Genomic DNA, 23084 nt, shown 5'->3' with positions numbered 1-23084 from the left:
ACAGACGAGACGGGGGTGATGCGGCCGTGACTCGAACCGTCGGCATCGTCGGCGGCGGCCACACGAAGTGGGGCGCGCGCGAAGCGACCTACAAAGACCTGATTCAGGAAGCCGGGAAGGCAACCTTCGACGCCGTCCCCGATGTCACACCGGACGACATCGAAGGCCTGTTCGTCGGCTCCGTCCAACCCGAGCGGTTCGCGTTCCAGACCCACGTCGCACCGATGGTCGCCGAACTTCTCGGCGTCAGCGTAGACAGCATGATTGCCCGAACCGAGCTGGCGTGTGCGAGCGGGCAAGCAGCGCTCCGTTATGCGTGGTTGGCAATCGCGGCGGGGCAAATCGATACCGCACTCGTCCTCGGTGTCGAGAAGATGAACCTCCCGAAAAAACACATGCCTGAGGCGCAATCGACCATGTCGAACGTCACCGACAGAGAGTTCGACGGTGTGAACGGTCTCAACGCGCCGCCGTACTTCGCCATGATCGCCCAGCGACACATGCACGAGTACGGGACGACCCGCGAGCAACTGGCGATGGTCAGTGCGAAGAACAAGACCCACGCCGCGCACAACGAGTACGCGCAGTTCCAGAAAGAAGTGTCCGTGGACGACGTGGTCGATTCGTTCCCACTCTCGCCGCCGCTGTGTCTCTTCGACTGCAGCAGCATCACCGACGGCGCGGCAGGGCTTATCCTCATGAGCGAGGAGAAGGCCCGCGAGGTCACCGACGAAGCGGCGTGGATTACCGGGAGCGGACAGGCATGCTTCGCCGGCAACTCCATCAACAACCTGCCGTCGATGTCCGCGTGGCCGCAAGCCACCACGGCGGCGGAGCAAGCGTACGACCAGGCCGGAATCGACGACCCCGTGAAGGAACTCGACGTGGCCGAGATTCACGACTGCTTCTCGATAAGCGAAATCGTCGAGTACGAGGACCTCGGTTGGGTCGAGAAAGGCGAAGGCGGCCAGTTCGTCGAAGACGGCCGAAGCGAACTCGACGGCGACATCGGCGTCAACCCGCGCGGTGGTCTCCTCGGCTGTGGGCACCCACTCGGCGCGACTGGCGTCTCACAGGCGCTCGAAGTGTTCGACCAATTCCGCGGAGACGTTCCTGCCAAACGGCGGGTCCCGGACCCCGAAGTCGGCCTGATACACAACCTGAGTGGCAGTGCGTCGGTCCACAGCGTCATGACCTTGGAGCGTGGTCGCCCATGAGCGAGCACGACCGCGAGACGGTCGAGCTTCCGGAGACCATCGAACTACCGCGACTGCTCGACTTCTACGAGTTGCAGACGGCCGAACACACCGGCATCCACGAGTTCTACGAGAACCTTCGAGCGGGAACGCTGACGACTACGTCCTGTCGTGACTGCGGAGACCTCCAGTTCCCTCCGCGTGTCGTCTGTCCCGAGTGCCACTCCGACGAACTCGAATACGTCGAGCTCCCGGACGAAGGCGAGCTGTTCGCCTTTTCGACGGTCAGAGCGGGTGCGCCCCTCGGAATGGAGTCCGAGGTGCCGTTCGTCACCGGAATCGTCGAAGTCGGAGACGTCCGTCTCTCGTCGCGTATCGACGGGGCCGACTACGACGAACTCGAAATCGGCGACCCCGTCTCGCTCAAGATAGTCGAGATAGAAGGCGGTGCCGACCACGAGCGAGTATTCTTTAGATTCGAGCCGAGAGCATAACCATCATGAAAGATTACGAACTCACCATCACGAAATTCCTGCAACGGGCGGTCGAACTGTTCGACCACAAGGAAATCGTCACGAAGCAGCGAGATGGCAGCGTCCACCGGTACACCTACGGGGACGCCTACGAGCGAATCTGCCAACTCGCGCACGCCCTCGACGACTACGGACTCGACTCGGGAGACCGAGTGTCGGTGATGGCCGTCAACCACTTCCGGCACTACGAACTGTACTTCGGCCCGTCTTGCAGTGGCCGCAGTATCCACACGACCAATCACCGACTCCCGGAGCACCACCTCACGGAGATTATCAACGAAGCCGAAGACAGAATCCTCTTCGTGGACCCGGAGTTCGTCGAAACGGTCGAATCGGTCGCCGATACGCTCGAAACCGTCGAACTGTACGTCGTCCTCGACGACGAGGTTCCGGAGACCACCCTCGAACCGGTCACCGACTACGAGTCGTTCATCGAGGGGTACGACACTGAGTACGACTGGCCGGAACTCGACGAGAACAGAGAGTTCGCACTCTGCTATACGTCCGGCACGACGGGGCTTCCGAAGGGCGTCCAGTACGTCCACCGCCGGATGTTCCTCCACACGCTCGTTCACGGCCACGTCGATGTGTTCGGCGTCGGAGAACGTGATACCGTGATGCCCGTCGTCCCGATGTTCCACGTCAACGGCTGGGGCTTTCCTTACACGGCGACGTTCTACGGGTCGAAACTCGTCCTCCCCGGCCAGCACACCGCGCCCGCCGAGATTGCGGAGTTCATCCACGCCGAGGATGTCACCGTCGCCGCCGCCGTCCCGACTATCTGGATAGAGATGGACGCGTACCTCGAATCCACCAGCGACGACTTGCTCGACCCGCTCGACCGGGTGCTCACCGGCGGGAGTGCGCCACCAGCCTCGCTGATGCAGAAGTTCGAAGAGGTGTACGAAGCGCCAATCTACCAGGGGTACGGAATGACCGAAGCGTCTCCGCACCTCGCAAACACCTTCGAGACGGCCGAGATGCAGGGTCTCGAAGCCGAGACGCGGTACGAACTGAAACGGAAAGCCGGCATCCCGGCACCCGGCGCACGGATTCGACTCCGCGACGACGACGGGAACCCCGTCCCCCACGACGGCGAGTCGAAAGGAGAGATTCACGCCCGGTCGCCGTGGCTCCTCGACGGGTATTTCAAACGGCCGGAGGCCAACCAGCGGTCGTTCTCTGACGACGGCTGGTTCAAGACGGGCGATATCGGAACCATCGACGAGTTCGGCTATCTCGATATCGTTGACCGCATCGACGACGCAATCAAGAGCGGCGGCGAGTGGATTTCGTCGGTCGAACTCGAGAACGCACTCATCGATGCAGACGGCGTCGCAGAAGCCGCCGTCGTGAGCGTCCCACACGCGAAGTGGCAAGAGCGCCCCGTCGCGTACGTCGTCGTCGAAGACCCCGACATCGACGAAGAGGAACTCCGAACCTACCTCTTATCGAAGTTCCCCAAGTGGTGGCTCCCGGACGTGTTCCGGTTCGTCGAAGAGATTCCGAAGACGACGACCCACAAGTTCAACAAGAAACATCTCCGTGACAAATTCGTCCAGGAACACGGAGAGTTGCCGCTCCACCACTGAGCACTGCTTTCTGCACTCAGGTCGCGTCCTTTTCCGGCATACGCCGGTTGAACCGTTTCGCTGAGAAGGCCACGGTGGATTTCGACACGAGGCCGGGTATCGTTTCGATTCAGATACTTCGTTCCGAAGTCGCACCGTGATTTTCCGGGTTATACCGTTCCTAACGTCCGTGTGACAGTCTCCGAACGGAGGTCCGTGTTCCACAGAGAATCTCGTTCGCAGTAACAATTGACAGCCAAATCGCCAGAGTCGATGTACGCGGTGCTCAAGACAGAGGCTCGTGGTTTTTCGAAAGAACGTCGTGCGTATCGAGTCACGAAGTTGTCCATTAATTGGATTATTATCGAGGGGATTATTGTCGTCCGTTGTCAGATTCGCAGCCGACGAGAGAGACCGACAGAGAGTCAGACTGAGGGAGTAGTTTCCCAACGAAGAATGAACCCAATTCCTGAATAATTGTTAACATGAACCGACGTGTCGTTCAGCGTGGGTCCAGAGAGTAATGTTACGAACTATCGAAATCGACCCGGAAGGGACGTCTGCAGCCTACGCAGCAGACCCGGTGTTCCGACAGGCGGTCGCCGAAATGCAAGCAGAAACCGCCGACGACGTGGCATCGTTGAAACGTCGAAAGATATGGATGGTCAACTCGACGGAGAGCGGCGGCGGTGTCGCCGAGATGATGGAGACGGTCGTCGGACTGATTCGGGAGGTCGGTGCCGAAGTGACGTGGGCCGTCATGGAAACCGACGAATCGCAGTTCTTCGAGTACACGAAGAACATCCACAATCTCCTCCACGGCGCCGGCGACCCCGACAAGTTGCAGGGGGACGCCGAAGCAACGTACGAAGCGGTGAGTCGCCGCCTCGCCGAGACGATAATCGAGCACATCGGCCCGAACGATATCCTCTGCGTTCACGACCCACAACCGCTCGCGGCGGGTGCGTACGTCGTCGATGAACTGGGGATTCCCGCAGTCTGGCGCTGTCACATCGGAAGCGAAGAGGACACACCCGAGTCGAAAGCGACGTGGGCGCATCTCCGTCCGTGGATAGAACAGTACGACCGGACGGTGTTCTCGCTCCCCGAGTACGTCCCAGAGTTCCTCACGGACAGGACAGACATCATCCCGCCAGCCATCGACCCGATAAGCCCGAAGAACCGCCACATGAAGCCACAAGAGGTCGCAGAGGTGCTCGCCCGCTCGGCGCTCGTTGACACCGACCATCCGACTACCCAGTTCGACCAAGTGGCACGGCGACTCCAGCGTGACGGGACGTTCGCGCCCGCGACAGAGCCAGAAGACATCGGGCTGTTGTTCCGACCGACGTTCTGTGAAATCTCACGGTGGGACCGACTGAAAGGTTTCCACGAACTGTTGGAGGGATTCGCCCGCCTCAAAGAGTCGATACGGCCGGACGCGAACGGCCAGACGACGTTCGATAGCGACTCTGCGACAGGTCACCGAGGCGATGCACATCGAACCCGAATCGCCGACGCTCGTCTCCTCCTCGTCGGGCCAGACCCGGCGACGGTGAGCGACGACCCCGAAGGCCAAGAGACGCTCGAAGACATCAAAGAGACGTGGCAGGCGCTCGACGACGACCTCAAAGAAGACGTCGCGGTCGTCGTCATGCCGGAAGACCAGGTGCGAAGTGCACTCGTCATCAACGCCCTCCAGCGGTCGGCGACCGTCGTCGTCCAAAACTCGCTCCGGGAGGGCTTCGGTCTCACGGTTACCGAAGCGATGTGGAAACGCGCAGTGCTCGCCGGCAGCGACACCGGTGGCATCCGCGCACAGATAACCGACGGTGAGAACGGCGTCTTGATTCCCGACGCGTCCGACCCCGATAGCGTCGCTCGGACGCTCGATGAGGTGTTAGGCTCCAAAGAACAGTGGGACGAGTGGTCGCTGAACGCCCACCGGAACGTGACAGACGAGTACCTCGTCTTCCGCCAAGTTACCCGCTGGATAGCGACTGCCAGAAACGCGGTCGAGAGCTAAGCGAGGCGATACGCCTTCGGAGAACACCGTCGTAGCTATCGGATGCCCCTCGGTCTCGTCCTCGGTGTGCTCACACGCAAGCGAGACAAGATCAAATCTACCTCGCACTACGAGCGAGATAACACCAGTTGGAACGAACGCGAACGAATCATGGATTACGGTCATACCCTCTATCTCGTCGCCGCCATCACGACGCACGCCGCCGTCGGCTACGCACTCGTCCGCGTGCTGACGCCAGCGCCGCCAGTCGTCGGACTTCTCGGCGGTATCGCCCCCGATATCGACCTCTACTTCGGGCGACTATGGGAGTTCCCACTCGTCCACCGTGGAGTCGTCCATACACCGATTTTCCTCGGCCTGCTTCTCGTCGTGTTACTGCTCGTGGGGGTTCGGCGATGGGTGGTCGCTGGCTTCGGTCTCGCGTTCGTCTCCCACTTGCTCATCGACTCGTTCACGAACGCCGGAATCCTGTGGCTCTATCCCGTTCGTACCACGCACTTCGCTGCCGACATTTCGATACACAGCGCACTCGGTAACGGCATCTTGTGTGCACTCTCGCTGGGACTCGTCCGATGGGGTGGAAGAAACCGACTCGGGGAATACGCGCGGTTCGACTCGGAGTCCGACCTCGAACGGCGGCGGTGACGACGCTCGTCTTCTAGTCGCGCTGCACGACGCAAGAGCACGTGAATGAAAAATACGGCCGCACCCGAGAAAAGCGTAGACGCGCTCTTCAGCGAGCCGGGTGTTCCATCATATCGAGTGCGACAGCACAGGCGATGATGACACCGGCGTCCTCTCCGGGAGCGACTTCGATGCCGTAGTTGTCTCGCATTCGGAACCACTGTTTCGACACTGCGGCGACGGGCATCCCACCGCGAGTGAACTGGTATTCGTGGTCAACGATGTTTCCCCTTATCTTGAGGTTCTCACCACCCGGAACGAGGACGGTAAATCGCTCACGAAGCGGAGTGACCATGGCCTTCTTCACCGCCGCGGCCCGCCGGCCGTTCTTCCGTACGGTCATCGTGTCCATGACTCGGGCGACCCGTTCTTTGATGACGTACTCGTCGCCAGTTCGGCGGTCGGTCATCTTGAGTGTCTTGCGAAGACGGAGTGCTTTCCCGTCGATGACGAACACCTGTTCGCCGACCGCGTTCTCGACGAAGTAATCGTCGCCAATCGAGACGAGTCGCTGTGTCATCCGATAGCGTTCCCACTCTCGGTTTCCACCCTGCCGTCGGGCGCGTCGGTCCTGACGTTCTGCTCGTCGCTCTGCTCGCCTCGTTGGGGCGTTGGCTCTCCTCACCATAGCACGGAATACGCCGTTCGAGGTTATCTAACCGTCTCACGAACGCCCAGAACGTTCGAAACGCCGGAGTGTCTGTGTGCCGTCACGAAGACGGGAACACGCTTCAGGTCGGCGAATAGCCGCCCTGTCTCGTGGCGAACGGCCCGTCGGCTATCGACGGCCACCCGAGCGGAGGCGATGGAGGTTCTTCTTCCGAGAGTTGGGCTTCGACGAACCCGACGCGGACGTAGACATCCCGACCGAACCGTTCTGTCAGTTGGTCGTCGAAACGCTGTGCGAGGTCAGGTGGCGCTTCGACGTTCCGAGGAATCCCAATGAGGATGTTCACCTCGGGTTCGTTTCCGAGGAGAATATCCGTCGGCGTGTAATCGACGGTGACCTCCACCAGTTCGACGCCTTCGATATTCGCTTCGTCGAAGTCTTGTTGGATTGCGGTCTTCGTCTGCTGTTCGAACGACTCCGTTTGGAACGTCGTCCACGTGACTGCGCCGAGCACGATCGAGAGGACTGCGATAGCGATGGCAATCGTCACGATGCGGGTGAAGACGTTCGACCGAACACCCTCGAACTGCCCTGCTTCGAGTGGCTTGAAGCCCGACCAATAGAACAAGACGAGCGCTGAGATGTTGATAGCGAGTAAGTTCACGAGGACGAGAATCGCCGCCGAGATTGCGACACCCGGCAAGCCGAAGGCGAGACCGAGACCGGATGTGGCCGCGGGTGGGATGAGCGCGACGGCAATCGCCACGCCGACGAGCGCCGACCCTGCCCCGCGCATGATGCTGATTGCACCTGCGAGACCTGAGCCGAGTGCCAAGAACAGCGAGAGGAAGTTCGGACTCGTGCGCTCTACGACCTGCGGAATGGTTCGAATATCGAGGTCTGGCGGGATGAGAATCGTCTGCTGGAGGAGAAAGCCCATAATCGCCGCCGTTGCGATCGCCGCGAGCAGTCCAGTCACTTGGAGCGTCACACCACGACGTGTCATCTTCGGGTCGTCGAGAATCGTCCCGACACTCGCCGAAATCGCAGGTCCCATCAGTGGGGCGACGACCATCGCACCGATAATCGTCGCCGCGGAGTCCAAGAGTAGCCCCGTCGTGGCGATGACGGTACTGAGAATGAGGAAGGCGAAGAACGTCGAGTTCGCCGGTGCGAGGTCCTGCGCTCGGGCGTACAACTCTTCACGCGAGATTCGGAGGCCGGGGAACCGCTCGATGAGTGCCGAGAGTCGTTCGGAGACGACGGTTTCGGTGGGAAGGATAATCGTGTAGGACCCCTCTTTGACACCGGCATCGACGAGCGAATCCATCACCGTTTCGACGCCGCTCGGTGGGACGGGAAACTGCACCATCGCCTCGAAGTCACCCCGTCCGACTTCGTCGAAGACAGCGTAATCGACGCCCTGTTCGTCGAGGGCAGTGAGGACACTCTCTCGCGTTCCCTCAGGTATCAACACCTGTATAAGACGCATGTGATACATACAACACGAGCTGGCATAAATTATGAGATTGACTGACAGTAAGATGGAAATCAATTGGTTCCCAAATATCCCAGCATTGAGCCTGTTAGAGCAAAGTTACTGAATTCCAGTCAGTAGTTTTAGGAAGGTTGTTCTATCTTCTGACTATTTTAGAGCGTCGAGATTCGCGGTCAGGTCGAGGAATTCGTCGCGGAGACTCGAAACGTGAAATCGCGTCGAAATCCGTCCGTAGAGGACCACTACTTGCCGAATATCCGAATCGCCTGAAGAATGATTAACTCTCGTTCGTGCGTACCCTTACCATGGCAACTGAACGAATTCGTGGGGACTCCCTCGTTGGCCCACTCCGAAATCGTCGATACCTATGGTGGTGGGCCTTCGGCCTGCTACTGCTGGGTGTGACGGCGTGGATTGGATACAACTACGTCGGTTGGATCGTCTTTGGGCTGTTCACCTACTACGTTGGGCGACCAATCACGCGGTGGATACAACGCTACATCTCCTCACGGACGATTGCGGCAGCACTGACGTTGGCGTTCATCATCGTCCCGATTATCGTGTTCCTCTCGCTGTTCCTCGGCGTCGCCTTGAATCAGGCGCTCCAGATACTCTCCTCAGACGCCGCGACGGCGTTGATCAGTCGCCTGCAACTGCCGTTCCAGCAACTCCCGAGCGACCCCGTCGATGCGATTACCGTCATCCTCCAAGACCCGACGTACACCTCGCTCTTCGGCCAGGTCAGTGGCGTTGCGGGCGCGCTTGCGACGACGTTGTTCAACGTGTTCCTCATGCTCATCTTCGCGTTCTTCCTCCTCATCCAAGAACGACCGCTGTCGCAGTGGTTCCAGAAGAACATCTTCGGGACGGACTCGCTCGCCGTCGAGTACCTCCGGAGCGTTGACCGCGGCCTGACGTCGGTGTTCTTCGGCTACACGCTCACCATCTTCGTCATCATGATTCTCGCCGCGGTTATCTACGGCGTCTTCAACTTCATCTCCCCAGGCGGGATACGGATTCCGTACGCTATCTTACTCGCCGTCGTCACCGGCGTGTTCACGCTCATTCCGCTCGTCGGTCGGTCGGTCGTCTACGCGTTCATCGTCGCAATTATGGCGGCGCAGGTCCTCCAGACCAACCCCGGTCTCCTCTGGATACCGATCGTCTTCTTCGCCCTGATGGTGCTCGTGTTCGACAACGTCGTCCGGACGTACATCCGTCCGGCCCTCTCTGGGAAGTCCTACAACATGGCCCTCGTCATGTTCGCGTACCTCCTCGGACCGGCACTCTTCGGATGGTACGGCATCTTCATGGGACCGCTCCTGATGGTCGTCATCGTCGAGTTCGTCACGAAGGTCATGCCTCGGTTCGCGGGAGTCGAACCCGAGGAACCCGTCGAGATACCGCCCGAAGTGGGAACCGGCGGCGGGAGTCCCGTCGAGTTCGGAGACTTCCCCGACGCGGACCGCGGCGACACCCCCGCCGGGTAGTCCGAGTGACTCCCGTTCTCAACTACCGCCTCGTTCTCCCGACTTCGACGCGTCGTCCGGCGGCGTCGTCTCGGTGTAGTCGAGTGTTTCACTGCGCCGGACTTTTTCGAGTTGCCGACGCCAGTACGGCGTGTATCCCGCAGGGTGCGGCTTCTCGATAGTCCACTCGTCGGTCAACACGCGGTCGAGTTCGACATCGACGTCTGCGAGCAATCGCTCTCCGACGTCCGAACGTATCTCACCTCGTTGCACAGCATCACGGATGGCCACGGACTCAGCGACGAGTATCTGATGTTGGCCGAGTCGTTCTTCGTGCTCGCGGATATCCGGGTGCGTCTCGAGGAGCGATTCGATGGCCCTGCGCAACTCGCTCCGTTCGCGTCGATACACCTCAGTCACGTCTTCGAAGACGCTGGTCGCAATTTCGTCGCGGTCTAGGAGGTCTGCTGCTGTGTCGAGCGCGGCATCGACGCCGTGGAGTCGGCCGACGAGCGCCTCGTAGAGTCGTTCTGCTGGGCGCTGTTTGCTGATTCCGAGACGGTCGATGAGTCTGCCCATCGTGGGACCGTTGACGAGGAGCGTGAACGCGGCGACGCCGAAGACGAGCGCCGAAAGCTCCTCTGTGAGAGGGACCGACAACTCCTCTTCGAGACCGAGAACGAGGGCGATAGAGACCGAAGCGTGAATCCCACTCCACGTGAGAACGTGCTGATAGCCGCGTGGAATCGTCGGCCTGTCTACCAGATTGAGGAGACCGACGAGCGGGTAGATGACGACGGCACGGGCGAGGAAGACGAGGACGATGGCAGCGACAATCTGCGGTGCGTACCGAACGAGCAGGTCGAACGGGGTGATGATACCAATCACGACGAAGATTATCGTGTTTGCGATGAACGACCCGTACTCCCAGATGGTTTCGACCGCCAGGTGCGTCTCTGCCGGGATTTCAGCCGTGTTCGTCCGTGGGGCGAGAAAGACGCCAGCGACCAGCGTCCCGATGACGCCGCTGCTTCCGAGCAAGTCGAGAAAGAGGTAGACGCCGTAGGCGACGAGGACCGTGATGACGAGCGCGGACAGTTTGTCGTTCAGGTAGGCGATGAGTCGATACGCGAGATAACCGACGACGCCGCCGACGAGCAGTCCACCGACGAGTGCGAACCCGATGCCAGTCGCAATGTCGGCGACGACTTCGGGAACGGTGACCAATTCCGCGGCAGTCGCGCCACTGGACTCCGCTTCGATGAGGACCGTGAGGAGCGTCGAGTAGACGACGATGGAAACCCCATCGTTGAGGAGACTCTCGCCTTCGACGAGGATGTTGAGTCGCTCGGGGACGCCGAGGTTCTCGAAGATGGCGAGGACCGAAACCGGGTCGGTCGGCATGATGATGGCACCGAAGAGGATGGCGTAGATGAGCGGGAATCCGAAGACGAACTGGCTGGCGATGCCGACGAGTCCAATCGAGACCAACAAGCCGACGACGGCGAGGACGAGAATCGGACCGAGGTTCTCGCGGAACGCGCTGACGTCGATGTTCACCGCGTCGTTGAAAATCAACGTCGGGAGGAGGGCGAGTAAGATGACATCCGAGGTGAGCTGGACGTTCACCGGAGAGCCGATTATCGAGATGAGGAGACCTGCGATGACGAGACCCGTCGTGTACTGCATCTGGATGTACCTCGTGGCGAGAATGCGTGCGGCCGCCGCGATGGCGAACAGGTAGAGGAGGACGACGAGCTGGGATTCGACCGCAGTCATACATGTTGTAGGACCCACATTTCGATAAATGCTCATTGTTGTCAATCGCACCAATGGGAGTGGGCGAGCGATGGAAGACAGCCGTGTCTCGACGAGATACGAACGGATATCGGCGGTTCGATTGGCGCTGCCTGAGTGAGTCACGTCGAACCGACATTCTCTCGTTACAGACGTACCCGCGTCACAGTCAGTTTCGAGCCGGTGAATTTCCACAGTCTGCGTCGAGCGGTTCGAGACAATCTCTGGATACTGATTCGCAGAGATACCGATTCGCAGACTCGACTGACGCTCCGTCGATGCGTACACTCAGGAATTCCGTGAACGCACTTTAATGTCAAATATATCATTATTTCACGGTATCGCTGGTGCACGTGGCGTAGTCAGACGGGCGTTCGAGAACGCCGCTCTCCGCCGTCACCCTGTGCCAGGAGAAGTCAACATGCCAAATCAAGAGTTTCGCGGTCGAATCGGCCGTACGTACGACGAATCCGAGCCGTGGTGGCCCCGAGAGACACACGCTGCTGACGACGCACCGAACGTTCTGATGGTCGTCCTCGACGACGTCGGGTTCGGCCAGTTGGGCTGTTATGGCGGGCTAATCGACACGCCGAACATCGACCGGTTGGCCGACGATGGTCTCCGATACAACAACTTCCACACGACTGCGCTCTGTTCACCGACCAGAAGTTGTTTGCTCACCGGAAGAAATCACCACTCGAACGGAATGGCTGGGATTACCGAGATTTCGACCGGGTTCCCCGGCTACAACGGGCACATTCCCCACGAGAACGGCTTCCTCTCGGAGATTCTCGTCGAAGAAGGGTTCAACACCTATGCGATGGGGAAGTGGCACCTCGCTCCCGCCGAATCGACCAGTGCAGCAGGCCCCTACGACGCGTGGCCACTGGGACGAGGCTTCGAGCGATACTATGGGTTCCTCGGTGGCGATACCGACCAGTACACACCCACCCTGGTACACGACAACCATCAGGTCGAACCACCGACGACACCGGAAGAGGGGTATCACCTCACCGAGGACCTGGCTCGTCGCACTATCGAATTCATCAGCGACGCCAAGCAAGTGGACCCCGACAAACCGTTTTTCACCTACTTCGCCCCCGGTGCGTGTCACGCCCCGCATCAGGTCCCAGAAGTGTGGGCAGACAAGTACGCTGGCGAGTTCGACATGGGGTGGGACGAGGCGCGAGAGCGAATCTTGGCACGACAGAAGGAGTTGGGTATCGTCCCCGACAACACCGACCTCTCACCGCAAAATCCCGACGTCGAGCGCTGGGATTCGCTCTCAGCGGACGAACGGCGGCTGTACGCACGGATGATGGAAGTGTTCGCTGGCTTCCTCGAACACACAGACGCTCAAATCGGGACGGTGCTCGATTTCCTCGACGAAATCGACGAACTCGCAAACACACTCGTGGTGCTCGTCTCAGATAATGGGGCGAGCGCCGAAGGAGGTCCCTCCGGGTCGGTGAACGAAAACCGCTTTTTCAACAACGTCCCCGAATCGCTCGAAGAGAACCTCGATGCGATGGCTGACCTCGGTGGCCCGAAGTACTTCAACCACTATCCGTGGGGGTGGACGTGGGCCGGCGATACCCCGTTCCAGCGCTGGAAACGCGAGACCCACCGCGGTGGAACGTCAGACCCACTCATCGTTTCGTGGCCGGAGGGTATCGAGAGTCGCGGCGAGATTCGAAGCCAATTCGTTCACGCAATCGACGTGATGCCGACGATTCTCGACGTGCTCGGTATCGACGCCCCCGACGAGGTCAAAGGCTACGCGCAGTCACCCATCGAAGGAACGAGCTTCGCGTACACACTGGAAGAACCGGATGCCCCCGAGCGACACACGACGCAATACTTCGAGATGTTCGCCTACCGGGCCATCTACCACGATGGCTGGCGTGCAGTCAACCCGTGGCGGCTAGGTGACGAAATCACCGCTACTGACCTCTCGGCGACGACGATCGAAGAGTCGGGGTGGGAGCTGTACGACCTTCGAGCGGACTTCTCCGAAGCGCACGACGTTGCGGCGGAGAACCCAGAGAAGGTGCTCGAACTCGCACAGATGTGGTGGACCGAGGCGGGCAAGTACGACGTCCTCCCGCTCGATGGTCGTGGAGTGCAGCGATTCGCCGAACCCCGGCCCCAACCCGGGAAAGAACGAGAGAGGTACGTCTACTACCCCGGCGGACAGCACATCCCAGAGAACGCCGCGGTCAGAGTGTTCAACCGCAATCACAGCATCACGGCCGACATTAGGGTCCCGGTCGGTGGTGCCGAAGGGGTCCTCCTCGCCCACGGCGCACGGTCGGGTGGCTATTCGCTGTACGTCAAAGACAACCACCTTCGCTACGTGCACAACTACGTCGGCGTCGAGGAGTACGAAATCGTCGCAGACGACCCGGTTCCCGAGGGCGATATCTCGGTCAGAATGGAGTTAGAAGTGACCGGAGAACCCGATATCGAGAACGGCAGAGGCGTTCCGGCGACGGTTCGACTCTACTACGACGACGACCAGGTCGGTGGCGGTGACCTCCCGACGACGATTCCGATTACGATGGGACTCACTGCCGGCTTGAGTTGTGGCAGAGACGCCGTCAACGCCGTCAGCGACGACTACCGTGACCGTCTCCCCTTCGAGTTCACCGGTGATATCGAACGTGTCGTCGTGGACGTGAGCGGCGAATCGTTCGTTCACGAGGCGTCCGAGTTAGACCAAATCATGGCCAGAGAATAACGGTCGAACGCCGCCGACTTCGAACGGCCCTCCGTATTCTCTCCCTCGTATTTTATCAGCGTACGTGTCGTATGGCTGACGAAGTCGGCTATCGACTGTTCGTCCGCTGAGACCGGTCGTCCAAACAGTCCCAACGAAATCGAGACCACCATCATGACCGACGAAATCGACTACCAGCACGTCACGGAGCCACGCAGGCCACCTGACGACGAGATGACGTGGATTCCGGGTGGAACGTTCACCATGGGGTCCACGGAGTTCTATCCGGAGGAAGGACCGCCCCACGAAGTGACGGTCAGTGGATTCTGGATGGACATTCACCACGTGACCAACGCGGCCTTCGCCGAATTCGTAGAGGAGACAGGCTACACGACGGTAGCAGAACGACCACCGAATCCAGAAGACTATCCGGGCATCGACCCTGAAAAACTCGTTCCCGGGTCTGCAGTGTTCGTCTCGCCGAATCGCCCCGTGAGCTCACAGCACCCGAACGAGTGGTGGGAGTACGTTCCCGGCGCGGACTGGCGACACCCGCTCGGTCCCGACAGCGGCATCGAGGACCGACTGGACCACCCCGTCGTTCACGTCGCCTACGAAGATGCCGTCGCCTACGCCGAGTGGGCGGGGAAGAAACTCCCGACGGAGGCCCAGTGGGAACGCGCCGCTCGGGGCGGGTTAGAACGGAAACGGTTCGTGTGGGGAGACGACCACGTCGTGGACGGCACCCTGATGGCGAACACGTGGCAAGGCCGATTCCCGTACGACAACGACTGTCTCGATGGATACGAACGAACCTCGCCCGTCGAAGCGTTTCCCCCGAACGAGTACGGTCTCTACGATATGGCTGGTAACGCGTGGCAGTGGACACGCGACTGGTACAGTGACGGTTCGCGGGCGAGAGAGTCGGAGTCGGCGTCCTGTTGTACGCCCACGAACCCCGGTGGAGTCTCCAAAGAACGGAGTATCGACCCGAACGACCCGACACGCGTCCCGCGGAAAGTCCTCAAAGGGGGGTCGCACCTCTGTGCGCCGAACTACTGCTTCCGTTACCGACCGGCCGCACGGTACCCCGAGCCAATCGACACATCGACGAGTCACGTCGGGTTCAGGTGTGTCGTCGAGCGTGCCTGAGGACGGTACTCGCTCTCGTCGTGTTGTACTCGGCCGAAAAGTCGAACCGCGAACAGTGGGATTACGCCCCACCCGCTTCTGCTGGCTGGTCGAACTCGACTGGTTGCATCTCGCGGCGGGCACCGAGTGCGATGAACACCATCGAGATGCCACTGACGAGTAAGTTGACGCCGAAGAGGACGCCAACCGCCCACGCGGCAGTGCTCGGGAAGCCAACCCACAGGAGTGCCGCGAGCAGAATCCCGATTGCACCGCTTGCGATGCTGACGAACCAGTTCCGTTCTCCGCGGAGACTAATGCCCATGATGATTTCGACGATACCAGAGACGAACAGGTACGCGATCACGAGAATCGTGAGCGTGAACAGTCCGAGTACCGGGTTGAGAATCAACGCGAGACCGGCGATGACGGCGACGAAGCCGAGGAGCATCTGCCACGCAAAGCCTCCCCACCCCTGCGCTCTAAATGCACTGATAAAGTGTAGAATCCCACCTGCGATGAGGAGCACGCCGACGACGAACGTGAGCGACACCCCCGTGACGAACGGCGCGAACAGCGCAATGATTCCGAGGACGGCGATGATGGCACCCGCAGCGAGTAACCACCGCCAACTCCCTTGGAGCGTCGTTCCGAGTGAACTGTCCGAAGTGGCTTGGGTATCTGTTGCTGAACTCATACGCTTTATATGTCGCACGAGATTGGATTAAGCAATTTCACGCATTTCTCGGAGAATCTGGAGGCTGGTAGTTTCAGGCGAGCCGGCCAGTTACTGACCACTGACGAATCGACCGATGCCGGCGTGCGCCAGACTCGGTCATCGAAACAGGGAGACTACGACGACCACCTTGCGCCGTTCGAAAAATCTGAAGAACACACCGGCCGGTTTCTGAGAGCGTCTACTCACCGTGATATACCTAACTTCGTAAAAAATGTTGATTAGGCCACACGTCGAACCGACTATCCGACCATGAGTAGTTTGGTTGTACTTGCGTTTGACACGATGGACGGTGCGAAAGACGTCCGCGATAAGCTCTTCGACCTACAGAAACAGGAGCTAATTCAGTTGGACGACGCCGCTGTCGTCGTCCGCAAACCCGACGGAAAAGTGAAAGTTGATCAGGCGACGAGCCTCGTCGGCAGTGGTGCCCTCGGCGGTGCGTTTTGGGGGATGCTCATCGGCATCCTCTTTTTCATGCCGTGGCTTGGAATGGCAGTCGGCGCGGTGACCGGCGCTATCGCCGGAAAGCACTCTGATATCGGCATCGACGACGAGTTCATCAAAGAGGTCGGCGAGACGGTCGAACCCGGACACTCGGCGCTGTTCCTCCTCATCCGCGACGTGCAAGAAGAGAGAGTGCTCGACGAAATCGAATCGTACGCTCCCAAAGTCATCAAGACGAACCTCTCGCCCGCTGACGAAGCGAAACTCCGCGAAGCATTCGGTTCGGAATCGACCGCAGCCTAAACTGCGACCCCCGACCGAGACTGCGACCCTCGAATTATTTTTCGTCCGTACGTGCGCCACATCACGTGCTCGAACGACGAGACCTCTCTGCAATCCAACCGAGATTTTAGAACGCCGAAAGACGGCAGAGGCCGGGGATGAACTCGGCTTCGCCGACGTGACTCTTTTTTACCTTTCGGGTGTATTTGTCAATGAATGTCGATTTTCGTCTCCGAACGCCGACGCTTCGAGCAGTCGTCGTTCCCACTGAGTCGCGTCAGTACGTACCGTGTCTTCTCCTCAGGGCGTGAACGCGGAGGGGGAACGTATGTCTAATCGAGTCGTCGATACCGAACTCTCCCGAGAGCGTGCCACACTGTGGCTCATCGCTCTCGTCCTCTTCGGGGTGTTTGGATACGTGCTCTTCCGCTACATCGGGACGTTCGTTCTCGGACTGTTCCTCTACTACGTGACGCGCCCGGTACACGCCCGCTTCCGGTCGCGTTTCGAGTCGCGGACGCTGACGGCCACGCTCGCAATCGTCAGTGTCGCCGTCCCAGTGTTGCTGCTCGTCATCTGGACGCTCGTCGTCGTCATCCGCGCAATTCGAGACTTCGCGGGAACGGAGACGCTCGACTCCGTAATCGGTATCTCGTTCATCCCGGACCCGGCGTCGATTCTCCAAACGAGCGAGGTAACGCTCCGTACGCTTCTCTCGAACCCTTCGGGAGTGTTGAACGGAGCGCTCGGTCAGAGTGCTCTCGCCCTCCTCGGGACCATCGCCGGGTCGGTCGCCATCGCGCTGAACGCCGGGTTACACCTCTTTATCGTACTCGTCATCGTGTTCTTCCTCCTCCGCGACGACTACCGAATCGCCGGCTGGGCGCGGTCTACTATCATCCGCGAGGGTGGTGTGTTCGAGACGTTCTTCGAGGCAGTAGACCGCGACCTCATGCAGGTCTACTTCGGAAACATCCTCAACGCCGTGCTGACGGGGGCACTGGGTGCGGTCACCTACACCGTGCTCAACTTCTTCGCCCCCGAGTCCGTCAGCATCCCGGAGGCGGCCCTCTTCGGCCTGTTGGCTGGCGTGGCGAGTTTGATTCCCGTCGTCGGTATCAAACTCGTCTGGGTGCCGCTCGCGCTGGTTCTGTTCGCCGACGCAGCGCTGACCGACCCCTCGGCGCTGTGGTTCCCCATCGCATTCGCCGCCGTCTCCGTCGTCATCGTCGATACGATTCCCGACCAAGTGCTGCGACCGTACGTCTCCGGTCGGAGTCTCCACATCGGTGCGGTCATGTTGGCCTACACGTTCGGCCCACTCCTCTTCGGGTGGTACGGCGTGTTCCTCGGTCCGCTCCTGCTGGTCGTCATCGTCGAGTGCGCACGGCACATCGTCCCGGCACTCGTCGGCGGCCACGACGAAGTCGTCGTCGGAGTCGAAGAGACGGCGGACGAATCGCTTCCGAAGGGGACGCCAGCACCCGGCGGTGTCAACCTCGATGCGGCGTCGGACGTTCGAGAAGGAGCGGACGACCGAGGTGCCTCAGGCTGACGCCATCGGGGCGTCAGCTGCAATCGGACCTCGAAGTTCGCGGTAGAACGCGACCGCGAATAGCGAGAATGTACTCCCACCGAGCGCCATTGCGAGGACCGAGACGACGGCGTATCCGACCATCGAAAGCACACCTCCCTGCGGGAGACCGGGCACCCCCATTCCAGTTGGTGGGAGCAAGACCGACGAGAGGAGACCGACGACGACACCGATGAGACCGCCGGCGACCATCGCAATCACGAGGAAGCCAGCAGAACTGACAACGTGCGCTCTGACGAGGTGGTAACTCTGCTTCAGACTGTCGAGCGCGCCCGCGTCGTTGAGGACGATTTCTTGGGGGTAGAACTGGATGACGAACGCGAAGGCGAGATAGAGGAGTCCGAGGAGGAGTCCAATTGCTCCGACGATGACGAGACCAACCGTACTCTGCATTCCAGTAGAGACCACGAAGATGCCTGCGAAGACGACGACGTTGATGATGATTCCGAGGACCATGAGGCCGCCGAACACGGCGAGCGTCGCACCGAGAAGCGACACGTAGTTCTCCTTTCCGGCGGCGACGAACGACGCCAAGGACGTGGTTCCATCGAGTGCCTCGTCCGCCATCTTGATGACGCCTCCTTGGAGGAACGGAAGGCCGAAGAGGTAGACGAGAATCATGACGCCGCTAATCGCCAGACCGACGATTGGGTTAATCTGTTGTGTGAGCACCTGAATCGCTTGCAAGAGGCCGAAGAGGCCGAACAATACTATGAGAAGCGGATTGCGTGCTAACGCTGCGGGCACGCGGCGGAGGGCTGTTCCTACTGCCATGTGTCAGCCGACAAATGTAATCGTCTTAATACTAGTGGTTCACTACGTCAGCTGAATCGCTTAATCTGCATTTGCAGTGTTCGAGGCAGTCGCACTCCCCTTCGTCGTCTCCGGTTCGACGGCCGTCGCGGCGGGCATGGTCCGAAGCGAAGGAACGAGGAGCACGTAGGCGACAATCCAGAGGAATCCGACGCCGCCCGCGTACATCACGGTCACCGGGCCGAAAACGTCGCCCGCGAGTCCGCCGGCGAAGGCACCGATGGGCATCGCCGCCGTCGATGCACTCCCAATCACGGCGAGCACTCGCCCGAGCATCGACTCGGGGACGAGTCGCTGAATCAGCGTCATGGCGACGATGTTCCCGATGCCGACGGGGACGAACGCGAGGGCGAAGAGGACGACGAGCGCGGCCGTCGAATCGACGCGGAGCGCGGCCAGCCACGCGATGGCGCTCACCGCGTAGCCAGCAATCGAGAGCGTCCCGAAGGGGATGTCTTCGAACTTCGGTGCCACGAGTGCGCCGACGAGAGAGCCCGCGGCGATGCCTGCGAGGAGGAATCCGTAGATTTCAGCGTTCCCGCGGCCGTCGGCGAACGCCGGGAGGACCGACCACGCGGTGCCGAGCAGGCCGTTTGCGAGTACGCTCGCGCCGAGAATCCAGACGAGCATCGAGCTGCGGAGATACTTCACACCGGCGCGGAGTTCTTCGAAATAGCCGGTCTGCTCGTCCTCGTCGTCGCGTTCGGCGGGAGGAACACGAAGCCCAGCGAACAACGCGACGGCGACGGCGAACGTGACCGAATCGAGGAGGAAGAGCGTCGTCGCCCCGACAACCGCCACGAGGACGCCTGCCGCGGCGTTGAACACGAGTTCCGCCCCTTGGTACGTCATCGAGAACAACGAGTTCGCACTCGTCAGGTCGTCTCCCTCGACGATTCGCGGGAGTGCGGCGGTGCCAGCAGGGTAGACGAACTGGTTGAGGAGACTCACCAGCGGCATGACGGTCAAGACGAGCCACACCGAGAGAACGTCGAGATGCGCCGCGAGCGGAACCGTCAGGATGAGAATCCCCTGTGCGGCCTGCGTCCAAACGAGCGTGTTTCGAAGCGACCAACGGTCCACGAGCGGCCCGACGAACGCCTGCAGTGCTTGCATTCCGAGTGTCAGCATCCCGGCTATCCCGGTGAAGAACGTCGAACCGGTGAGCGAGTAGACCAGCCACATCGCCGCGACGGAGTAGAGCGAATCGCCCGCGTTGGTCACGAGCCGGCCGAAGAAGAGTCGGCGGAAATCGGCGTTCCGGAAGAGATGATACATGCCTCGGCATCAGTTGTGGAGAAAATAAATGATTGGAGAGAATCATTTCTGTGAGTCACGTTGCAGAAGTCGGTTTCTGTCTCGTTTCTCACATTTGCGGTTGCGATTCGCGTGGACTGGTGGAGAGACCGACAATACGAAGACACGCCGAACGGCCACCGCCAGTGACCACCAAACGAAGTGAAACGGTTCCACGCAAAAACCGGTCTGTCAGAACGAGCGAAGACAAACGTTTATGCTGGGTTCGAACGACATTGTGTCTGAGAGCTTTTGCTTTGTGAATCGTTAATAGACGACACGCTCGGTGGGCTGTTGGTCGCCATCTTCGGGACGGCACATCTGAGTTGGTATTCGACCTAGCTCACAATCCGACTCGGTGAGAAGTCGTCTGGCCGGTGAGTGACGGGATTCTCCACGTTCAGTACCGTCCGAGGCCCGTCTTTCGATTCGTCGAGTGGAGGCAAACCGACCGGTGAGCCGAATCCTTTTAACTAACCAGTTAGTAAGCGCCGACAACGAATGGTCTCAGAGCCGTCTACGGAGATCATGGAGGCGACGTATCACGCCCTCTGTGAACACGGGTACGCGAACCTGACGATGCAGCGAATCGCCGACGAGTCGTCGGTGACGAAAGCTGCACTCCACTACCATTTCGATACGAAACAGGAGCTTCTGAACGCCTTTCTCGGGTATCTCATCGACCAGTTCGAAGCACGCCTCGCGTGCGACGCCAGCGACCCACGCGAGCGACTGACGACGTTCCTCGACGCGATATTCTCCACCGCGTCCGACCGAGACACCGACTTCGCCATCGCACTCATGGGAATCAAAGCACAAGCGCCCTACCAATCACAGTACCGCGAGCGACTCGAAGAGGTTGACGAGACGATGCAGTCGGTCGTCAAGGACGCGGTGGCCGACGGCATCGAATCGGGTCTCTTCGACGACGTCGAACCGGACACTGTCGCCCACACGGTCGTGACGCTGGTCAACGGAAGCCGCGTCCGCGAGGTCACACTCGGCGAAGAGCCGAACGAGGCGCGCTCGCTCGTCGAAGCGTACCTCGAACTGGAACTCGGCTGGTCGCCGGAGGGAGAGGCGTGAGCCTCTTCAAGGACCGCGAAGAGTTCGACCTGACCGAGGGGAACATCGTCAAACCGCTCGTCTTCCTCTCACTTCCAATCGTCGTCACCAACCTGTTGCAAACGGCCTACAACCTCGCGGACACTTTCTGGCTGGGTCAGTATTCGACCGAGGCGCTGGCGGCGATTTCTTTCGCGTTCCCGATGGTGTTCCTCCTCATCTCGCTCGGGATGGGTCTCTCGGTCGCCGGGAGCGTTCTCGTCGCACAGCATACCGGTGCTGAGGAAGGAGACAAGGCGGAATACGCGGCCTCGCAGACGGTCACGTTCGCCTTCCTCGGGTCGCTCGTGTTCGGCGTGCTAAGTTACCCACTCGTCGGCCCGTTCCTCGACTTCCTCGGGGCGTCGCCGGCCGTGCTACCCGGCGCGACGAGTTACATGCAAGTCATCGCACTCGGGTTGCCGTTCATGTTCGGCTTCTTCGTCTTCGTCTCGCTCATGCGCGGCGCGGGCGACACCATCACGCCGATGCTCGTCATGTTCGGGACCGTCGTCCTCAACGTCGTCCTCGACCCGTTCTTCATCAACGGGTGGGCACTCGGCCCGATTCAGTTCCCAGAACTCGGTATCCAAGGAGCGGCGATTGCGACGGTCATCTCGCGGACGCTTGCGATGGCGGTCGGACTCGGAATCATGCTCTCTGGGAGTCGAGGCATCCAGATTCACCTCACCGATATGAGACCGGACTTCGAATACCTTCGGAAGATTCTCCAAATCGGCGTCCCCGCGAATATCGAAGGGACCGGTCGCGCCCTCTCGGTCAACGCGCTGTTACTCGTCGTCGGTCTCTTCCCGACGGCCGTCGTCGCCGGGTTCGGGATTGGCGTCCGCGTCTTCTCGGTCATCTTCCTGCCCGCAATCGCCGTCGCACGCGGCGTCGAGACGATGAGCGGTCAGAATATCGGAGCCGGAAAGTACGACCGCGCCGAACAAGCGAACTACATCGCCGCGAAGGGACTCTTCGTGATTCTGTCGATTGCGGGCGTCTTCATCTTCCTCGTTCCCGAACCAATCGTGGCCGTCTTCTCCGACGACCCGGCGGTGATAGGCGTCGGTGCACAGTTCCTCCGGTACGTCTCGCTGTCGTTCGGGTTTATCGGTATCATGCGGGCGTTCTCCGGGGGTTTCCGCGGCGCTGGCAAGACGCTCATCGCCGCCGCAATCTCCATCGTAACCCTCGCCGGGATTCGACTGCCAATCACGTTCGTCGCCTCGCAGTACTTCCTCGGCGTTCGCGGGATTTGGCTCGCGTTCTTCGTCTCGAACGCCACGGGCGCGATTATCGCATGGTTCTGGTTCCGCCGTGGGACGTGGCGCGACGGAGACGTGCGAGGGACGCCGGGTCGAGGTTCGCCCAGCGAAGACGACGGCGATATCCCCGCGACGACGGATTGAAGCGAGTGACCGGCGGCCGGAATCGATTTCGCGCGCGACGATTGCTGTGCCGGGATTTTGAAACGAGCGGGGAGCAACAGTGGTGAACGCTGAACCAACGTGTGGTCTGACGCAGGCTTTGTGACACCAGTTCGCTTTGGACGACTTACAGGAACGTCGGTAA

Annotated in this window: 18 protein-coding genes; 12 read left to right on the top strand and 6 right to left on the bottom strand. The window is 60.3% G+C overall.

Features of this window, described 5'->3' with window-relative positions; all coding sequences use genetic code 11:
• The first annotated feature begins 26 nt into the window (after positions 1-26).
• The 5 genes from ACFQJC_RS06035 (at position 27) to ACFQJC_RS06015 (ending at position 5971) form a co-directional block, all read left to right on the top strand.
• Positions 27-1217, top strand: coding sequence for a thiolase C-terminal domain-containing protein (locus ACFQJC_RS06035; protein WP_390222381.1), 1191 nt, complete (start codon positions 27-29; stop codon positions 1215-1217).
• A complete protein-coding gene (locus ACFQJC_RS06030; protein WP_390222380.1) occupies positions 1214-1690 on the top strand; it encodes a Zn-ribbon domain-containing OB-fold protein in 477 nt (158 codons plus the stop codon). The genes ACFQJC_RS06035 and ACFQJC_RS06030 overlap by 4 nt, the downstream gene beginning before the upstream one ends.
• Before the next feature lie 5 nt (positions 1691-1695).
• Positions 1696-3321 carry a long-chain fatty acid--CoA ligase gene (locus ACFQJC_RS06025; RefSeq protein WP_390222379.1) on the top strand — a complete coding sequence of 542 codons (1626 nt, stop codon included), beginning with the start codon at positions 1696-1698 and terminating at the stop codon, positions 3319-3321.
• 502 nt (positions 3322-3823) lie between these two features.
• Positions 3824-5326 (top strand): glycosyltransferase, encoded by a 1503-nt coding sequence (locus ACFQJC_RS06020; RefSeq protein ID WP_390222378.1) that lies wholly within the window; start codon positions 3824-3826, stop codon positions 5324-5326.
• 42 nt (positions 5327-5368) lie between these two features.
• Positions 5369-5971, top strand: coding sequence for a metal-dependent hydrolase (locus ACFQJC_RS06015; RefSeq protein ID WP_390222377.1), 603 nt, complete (start codon positions 5369-5371; stop codon positions 5969-5971).
• Between the two features lie 88 nt (positions 5972-6059).
• Here the strand turns inward: ACFQJC_RS06015 and ACFQJC_RS06010 are convergent, their stop codons facing one another.
• Together ACFQJC_RS06010 and ACFQJC_RS06005 are read right to left on the bottom strand one after the other, a co-directional pair.
• On the bottom strand, positions 6060-6638 hold the full coding sequence (locus tag ACFQJC_RS06010; protein ID WP_390222376.1) for an LURP-one-related/scramblase family protein: 579 nt from the start codon (positions 6636-6638) through the stop codon (positions 6060-6062).
• Positions 6639-6741: 103 nt separating this feature from the next.
• A complete protein-coding gene (locus ACFQJC_RS06005; protein WP_390222375.1) occupies positions 6742-8112 on the bottom strand; it encodes a TIGR00341 family protein in 1371 nt (456 codons plus the stop codon).
• Between the two features lie 311 nt (positions 8113-8423).
• Here ACFQJC_RS06005 and ACFQJC_RS06000 point away from each other — a divergent pair, with 311 nt between their 5' ends.
• On the top strand, positions 8424-9608 hold the full coding sequence (locus ACFQJC_RS06000; RefSeq protein WP_390222373.1) for an AI-2E family transporter: 1185 nt from the start codon (positions 8424-8426) through the stop codon (positions 9606-9608).
• An 18-nt stretch (positions 9609-9626) separates the two neighbouring features.
• Here ACFQJC_RS06000 and ACFQJC_RS05995 read toward each other — a convergent pair whose 3' ends face one another.
• Entirely contained in the window at positions 9627-11366 is a 1740-nt protein-coding gene (locus tag ACFQJC_RS05995) for a cation:proton antiporter (protein ID WP_390222372.1), read from the bottom strand.
• A gap of 439 nt (positions 11367-11805) precedes the next feature.
• On the opposite strand from ACFQJC_RS05995, the gene ACFQJC_RS05990 reads away from it, so the two are divergent.
• The gene (locus tag ACFQJC_RS05990) at positions 11806-14124 is read left to right on the top strand and encodes an arylsulfatase (protein ID WP_390222371.1); all 2319 of its coding nucleotides are present in this window, start codon (positions 11806-11808) and stop codon (positions 14122-14124) included.
• A 153-nt stretch (positions 14125-14277) separates the two neighbouring features.
• Positions 14278-15255: a formylglycine-generating enzyme family protein gene (locus ACFQJC_RS05985; protein ID WP_390222370.1), complete on the top strand. Its 978-nt coding sequence runs from the start codon at positions 14278-14280 to the stop codon at positions 15253-15255.
• A 61-nt stretch (positions 15256-15316) separates the two neighbouring features.
• Here ACFQJC_RS05985 and ACFQJC_RS05980 read toward each other — a convergent pair whose 3' ends face one another.
• Positions 15317-15931 carry an HdeD family acid-resistance protein gene (locus tag ACFQJC_RS05980; protein ID WP_390222369.1) on the bottom strand — a complete coding sequence of 205 codons (615 nt, stop codon included), beginning with the start codon at positions 15929-15931 and terminating at the stop codon, positions 15317-15319.
• 324 nt (positions 15932-16255) lie between these two features.
• On the opposite strand from ACFQJC_RS05980, the gene ACFQJC_RS05975 reads away from it, so the two are divergent.
• Both ACFQJC_RS05975 and ACFQJC_RS05970 read left to right on the top strand, forming a co-directional pair.
• A complete protein-coding gene (locus ACFQJC_RS05975) occupies positions 16256-16720 on the top strand; it encodes a DUF1269 domain-containing protein (RefSeq protein WP_390222688.1) in 465 nt (154 codons plus the stop codon).
• Between the two features lie 307 nt (positions 16721-17027).
• Positions 17028-18254 carry an AI-2E family transporter gene (locus ACFQJC_RS05970; RefSeq protein ID WP_390222368.1) on the top strand — a complete coding sequence of 409 codons (1227 nt, stop codon included), beginning with the start codon at positions 17028-17030 and terminating at the stop codon, positions 18252-18254.
• Here the strand turns inward: ACFQJC_RS05970 and ACFQJC_RS05965 are convergent.
• Both ACFQJC_RS05965 and ACFQJC_RS05960 read right to left on the bottom strand, forming a co-directional pair.
• Positions 18246-19067 carry a DUF7847 domain-containing protein gene (locus tag ACFQJC_RS05965; protein WP_390222367.1) on the bottom strand — a complete coding sequence of 274 codons (822 nt, stop codon included), beginning with the start codon at positions 19065-19067 and terminating at the stop codon, positions 18246-18248. The two genes, ACFQJC_RS05970 and ACFQJC_RS05965, sit on opposite strands and share 9 nt — an antisense overlap.
• Positions 19068-19127: 60 nt before the next feature.
• A complete protein-coding gene (locus ACFQJC_RS05960; protein WP_390222366.1) occupies positions 19128-20384 on the bottom strand; it encodes an MFS transporter in 1257 nt (418 codons plus the stop codon).
• A 519-nt stretch (positions 20385-20903) separates the two neighbouring features.
• Between ACFQJC_RS05960 and ACFQJC_RS05955 the strand changes: the two genes are divergently transcribed.
• Complete coding sequence (locus ACFQJC_RS05955) at positions 20904-21488, top strand: TetR/AcrR family transcriptional regulator (protein WP_390222365.1); 585 nt, start codon at positions 20904-20906, stop codon at positions 21486-21488.
• The gene (locus tag ACFQJC_RS05950) at positions 21485-22921 is read left to right on the top strand and encodes an MATE family efflux transporter (protein ID WP_390222364.1); all 1437 of its coding nucleotides are present in this window, start codon (positions 21485-21487) and stop codon (positions 22919-22921) included. Before ACFQJC_RS05955 ends, ACFQJC_RS05950 begins: the two co-directional genes overlap by 4 nt.
• The last annotated feature ends 163 nt before the right edge of the window (positions 22922-23084 follow it).

This window comes from Haloferax namakaokahaiae, assembly GCF_042663225.1.
GTDB classification, from domain to species: domain Archaea; phylum Halobacteriota; class Halobacteria; order Halobacteriales; family Haloferacaceae; genus Haloferax; species Haloferax namakaokahaiae.
Note: the sequence above shows the minus strand (reverse complement) of the source record. Positions and strands in the feature narration are given on the sequence as shown.

What these genes read in the sequence shown, in the direction of transcription:
- ACFQJC_RS06030 (WP_390222380.1), top strand. Translation starts at nt 1,214, where the DNA reads ATGAGCGAGCACGACCGCGAGACGGTCGAGCTTCCGGAGACCATCGAA.
- ACFQJC_RS06025 (WP_390222379.1), top strand. Translation starts at nt 1,696, where the DNA reads ATGAAAGATTACGAACTCACCATCACGAAATTCCTGCAACGGGCGGTC.
- ACFQJC_RS06020 (WP_390222378.1), top strand. Translation starts at nt 3,824, where the DNA reads ATGTTACGAACTATCGAAATCGACCCGGAAGGGACGTCTGCAGCCTAC.
- ACFQJC_RS06015 (WP_390222377.1), top strand. Translation starts at nt 5,369, where the DNA reads ATGCCCCTCGGTCTCGTCCTCGGTGTGCTCACACGCAAGCGAGACAAG.
- ACFQJC_RS06010 (WP_390222376.1), bottom strand. Translation starts at nt 6,638, where the DNA reads ATGGTGAGGAGAGCCAACGCCCCAACGAGGCGAGCAGAGCGACGAGCA.
- ACFQJC_RS06005 (WP_390222375.1), bottom strand. Translation starts at nt 8,112, where the DNA reads ATGCGTCTTATACAGGTGTTGATACCTGAGGGAACGCGAGAGAGTGTC.
- ACFQJC_RS06000 (WP_390222373.1), top strand. Translation starts at nt 8,424, where the DNA reads ATGGCAACTGAACGAATTCGTGGGGACTCCCTCGTTGGCCCACTCCGA.
- ACFQJC_RS05995 (WP_390222372.1), bottom strand. Translation starts at nt 11,366, where the DNA reads ATGACTGCGGTCGAATCCCAGCTCGTCGTCCTCCTCTACCTGTTCGCC.
- ACFQJC_RS05990 (WP_390222371.1), top strand. Translation starts at nt 11,806, where the DNA reads ATGCCAAATCAAGAGTTTCGCGGTCGAATCGGCCGTACGTACGACGAA.
- ACFQJC_RS05985 (WP_390222370.1), top strand. Translation starts at nt 14,278, where the DNA reads ATGACCGACGAAATCGACTACCAGCACGTCACGGAGCCACGCAGGCCA.
- ACFQJC_RS05980 (WP_390222369.1), bottom strand. Translation starts at nt 15,931, where the DNA reads ATGAGTTCAGCAACAGATACCCAAGCCACTTCGGACAGTTCACTCGGA.
- ACFQJC_RS05975 (WP_390222688.1), top strand. Translation starts at nt 16,256, where the DNA reads ATGGACGGTGCGAAAGACGTCCGCGATAAGCTCTTCGACCTACAGAAA.
- ACFQJC_RS05970 (WP_390222368.1), top strand. Translation starts at nt 17,028, where the DNA reads ATGTCTAATCGAGTCGTCGATACCGAACTCTCCCGAGAGCGTGCCACA.
- ACFQJC_RS05965 (WP_390222367.1), bottom strand. Translation starts at nt 19,067, where the DNA reads ATGGCAGTAGGAACAGCCCTCCGCCGCGTGCCCGCAGCGTTAGCACGC.
- ACFQJC_RS05960 (WP_390222366.1), bottom strand. Translation starts at nt 20,384, where the DNA reads ATGTATCATCTCTTCCGGAACGCCGATTTCCGCCGACTCTTCTTCGGC.
- ACFQJC_RS05955 (WP_390222365.1), top strand. Translation starts at nt 20,904, where the DNA reads ATGGTCTCAGAGCCGTCTACGGAGATCATGGAGGCGACGTATCACGCC.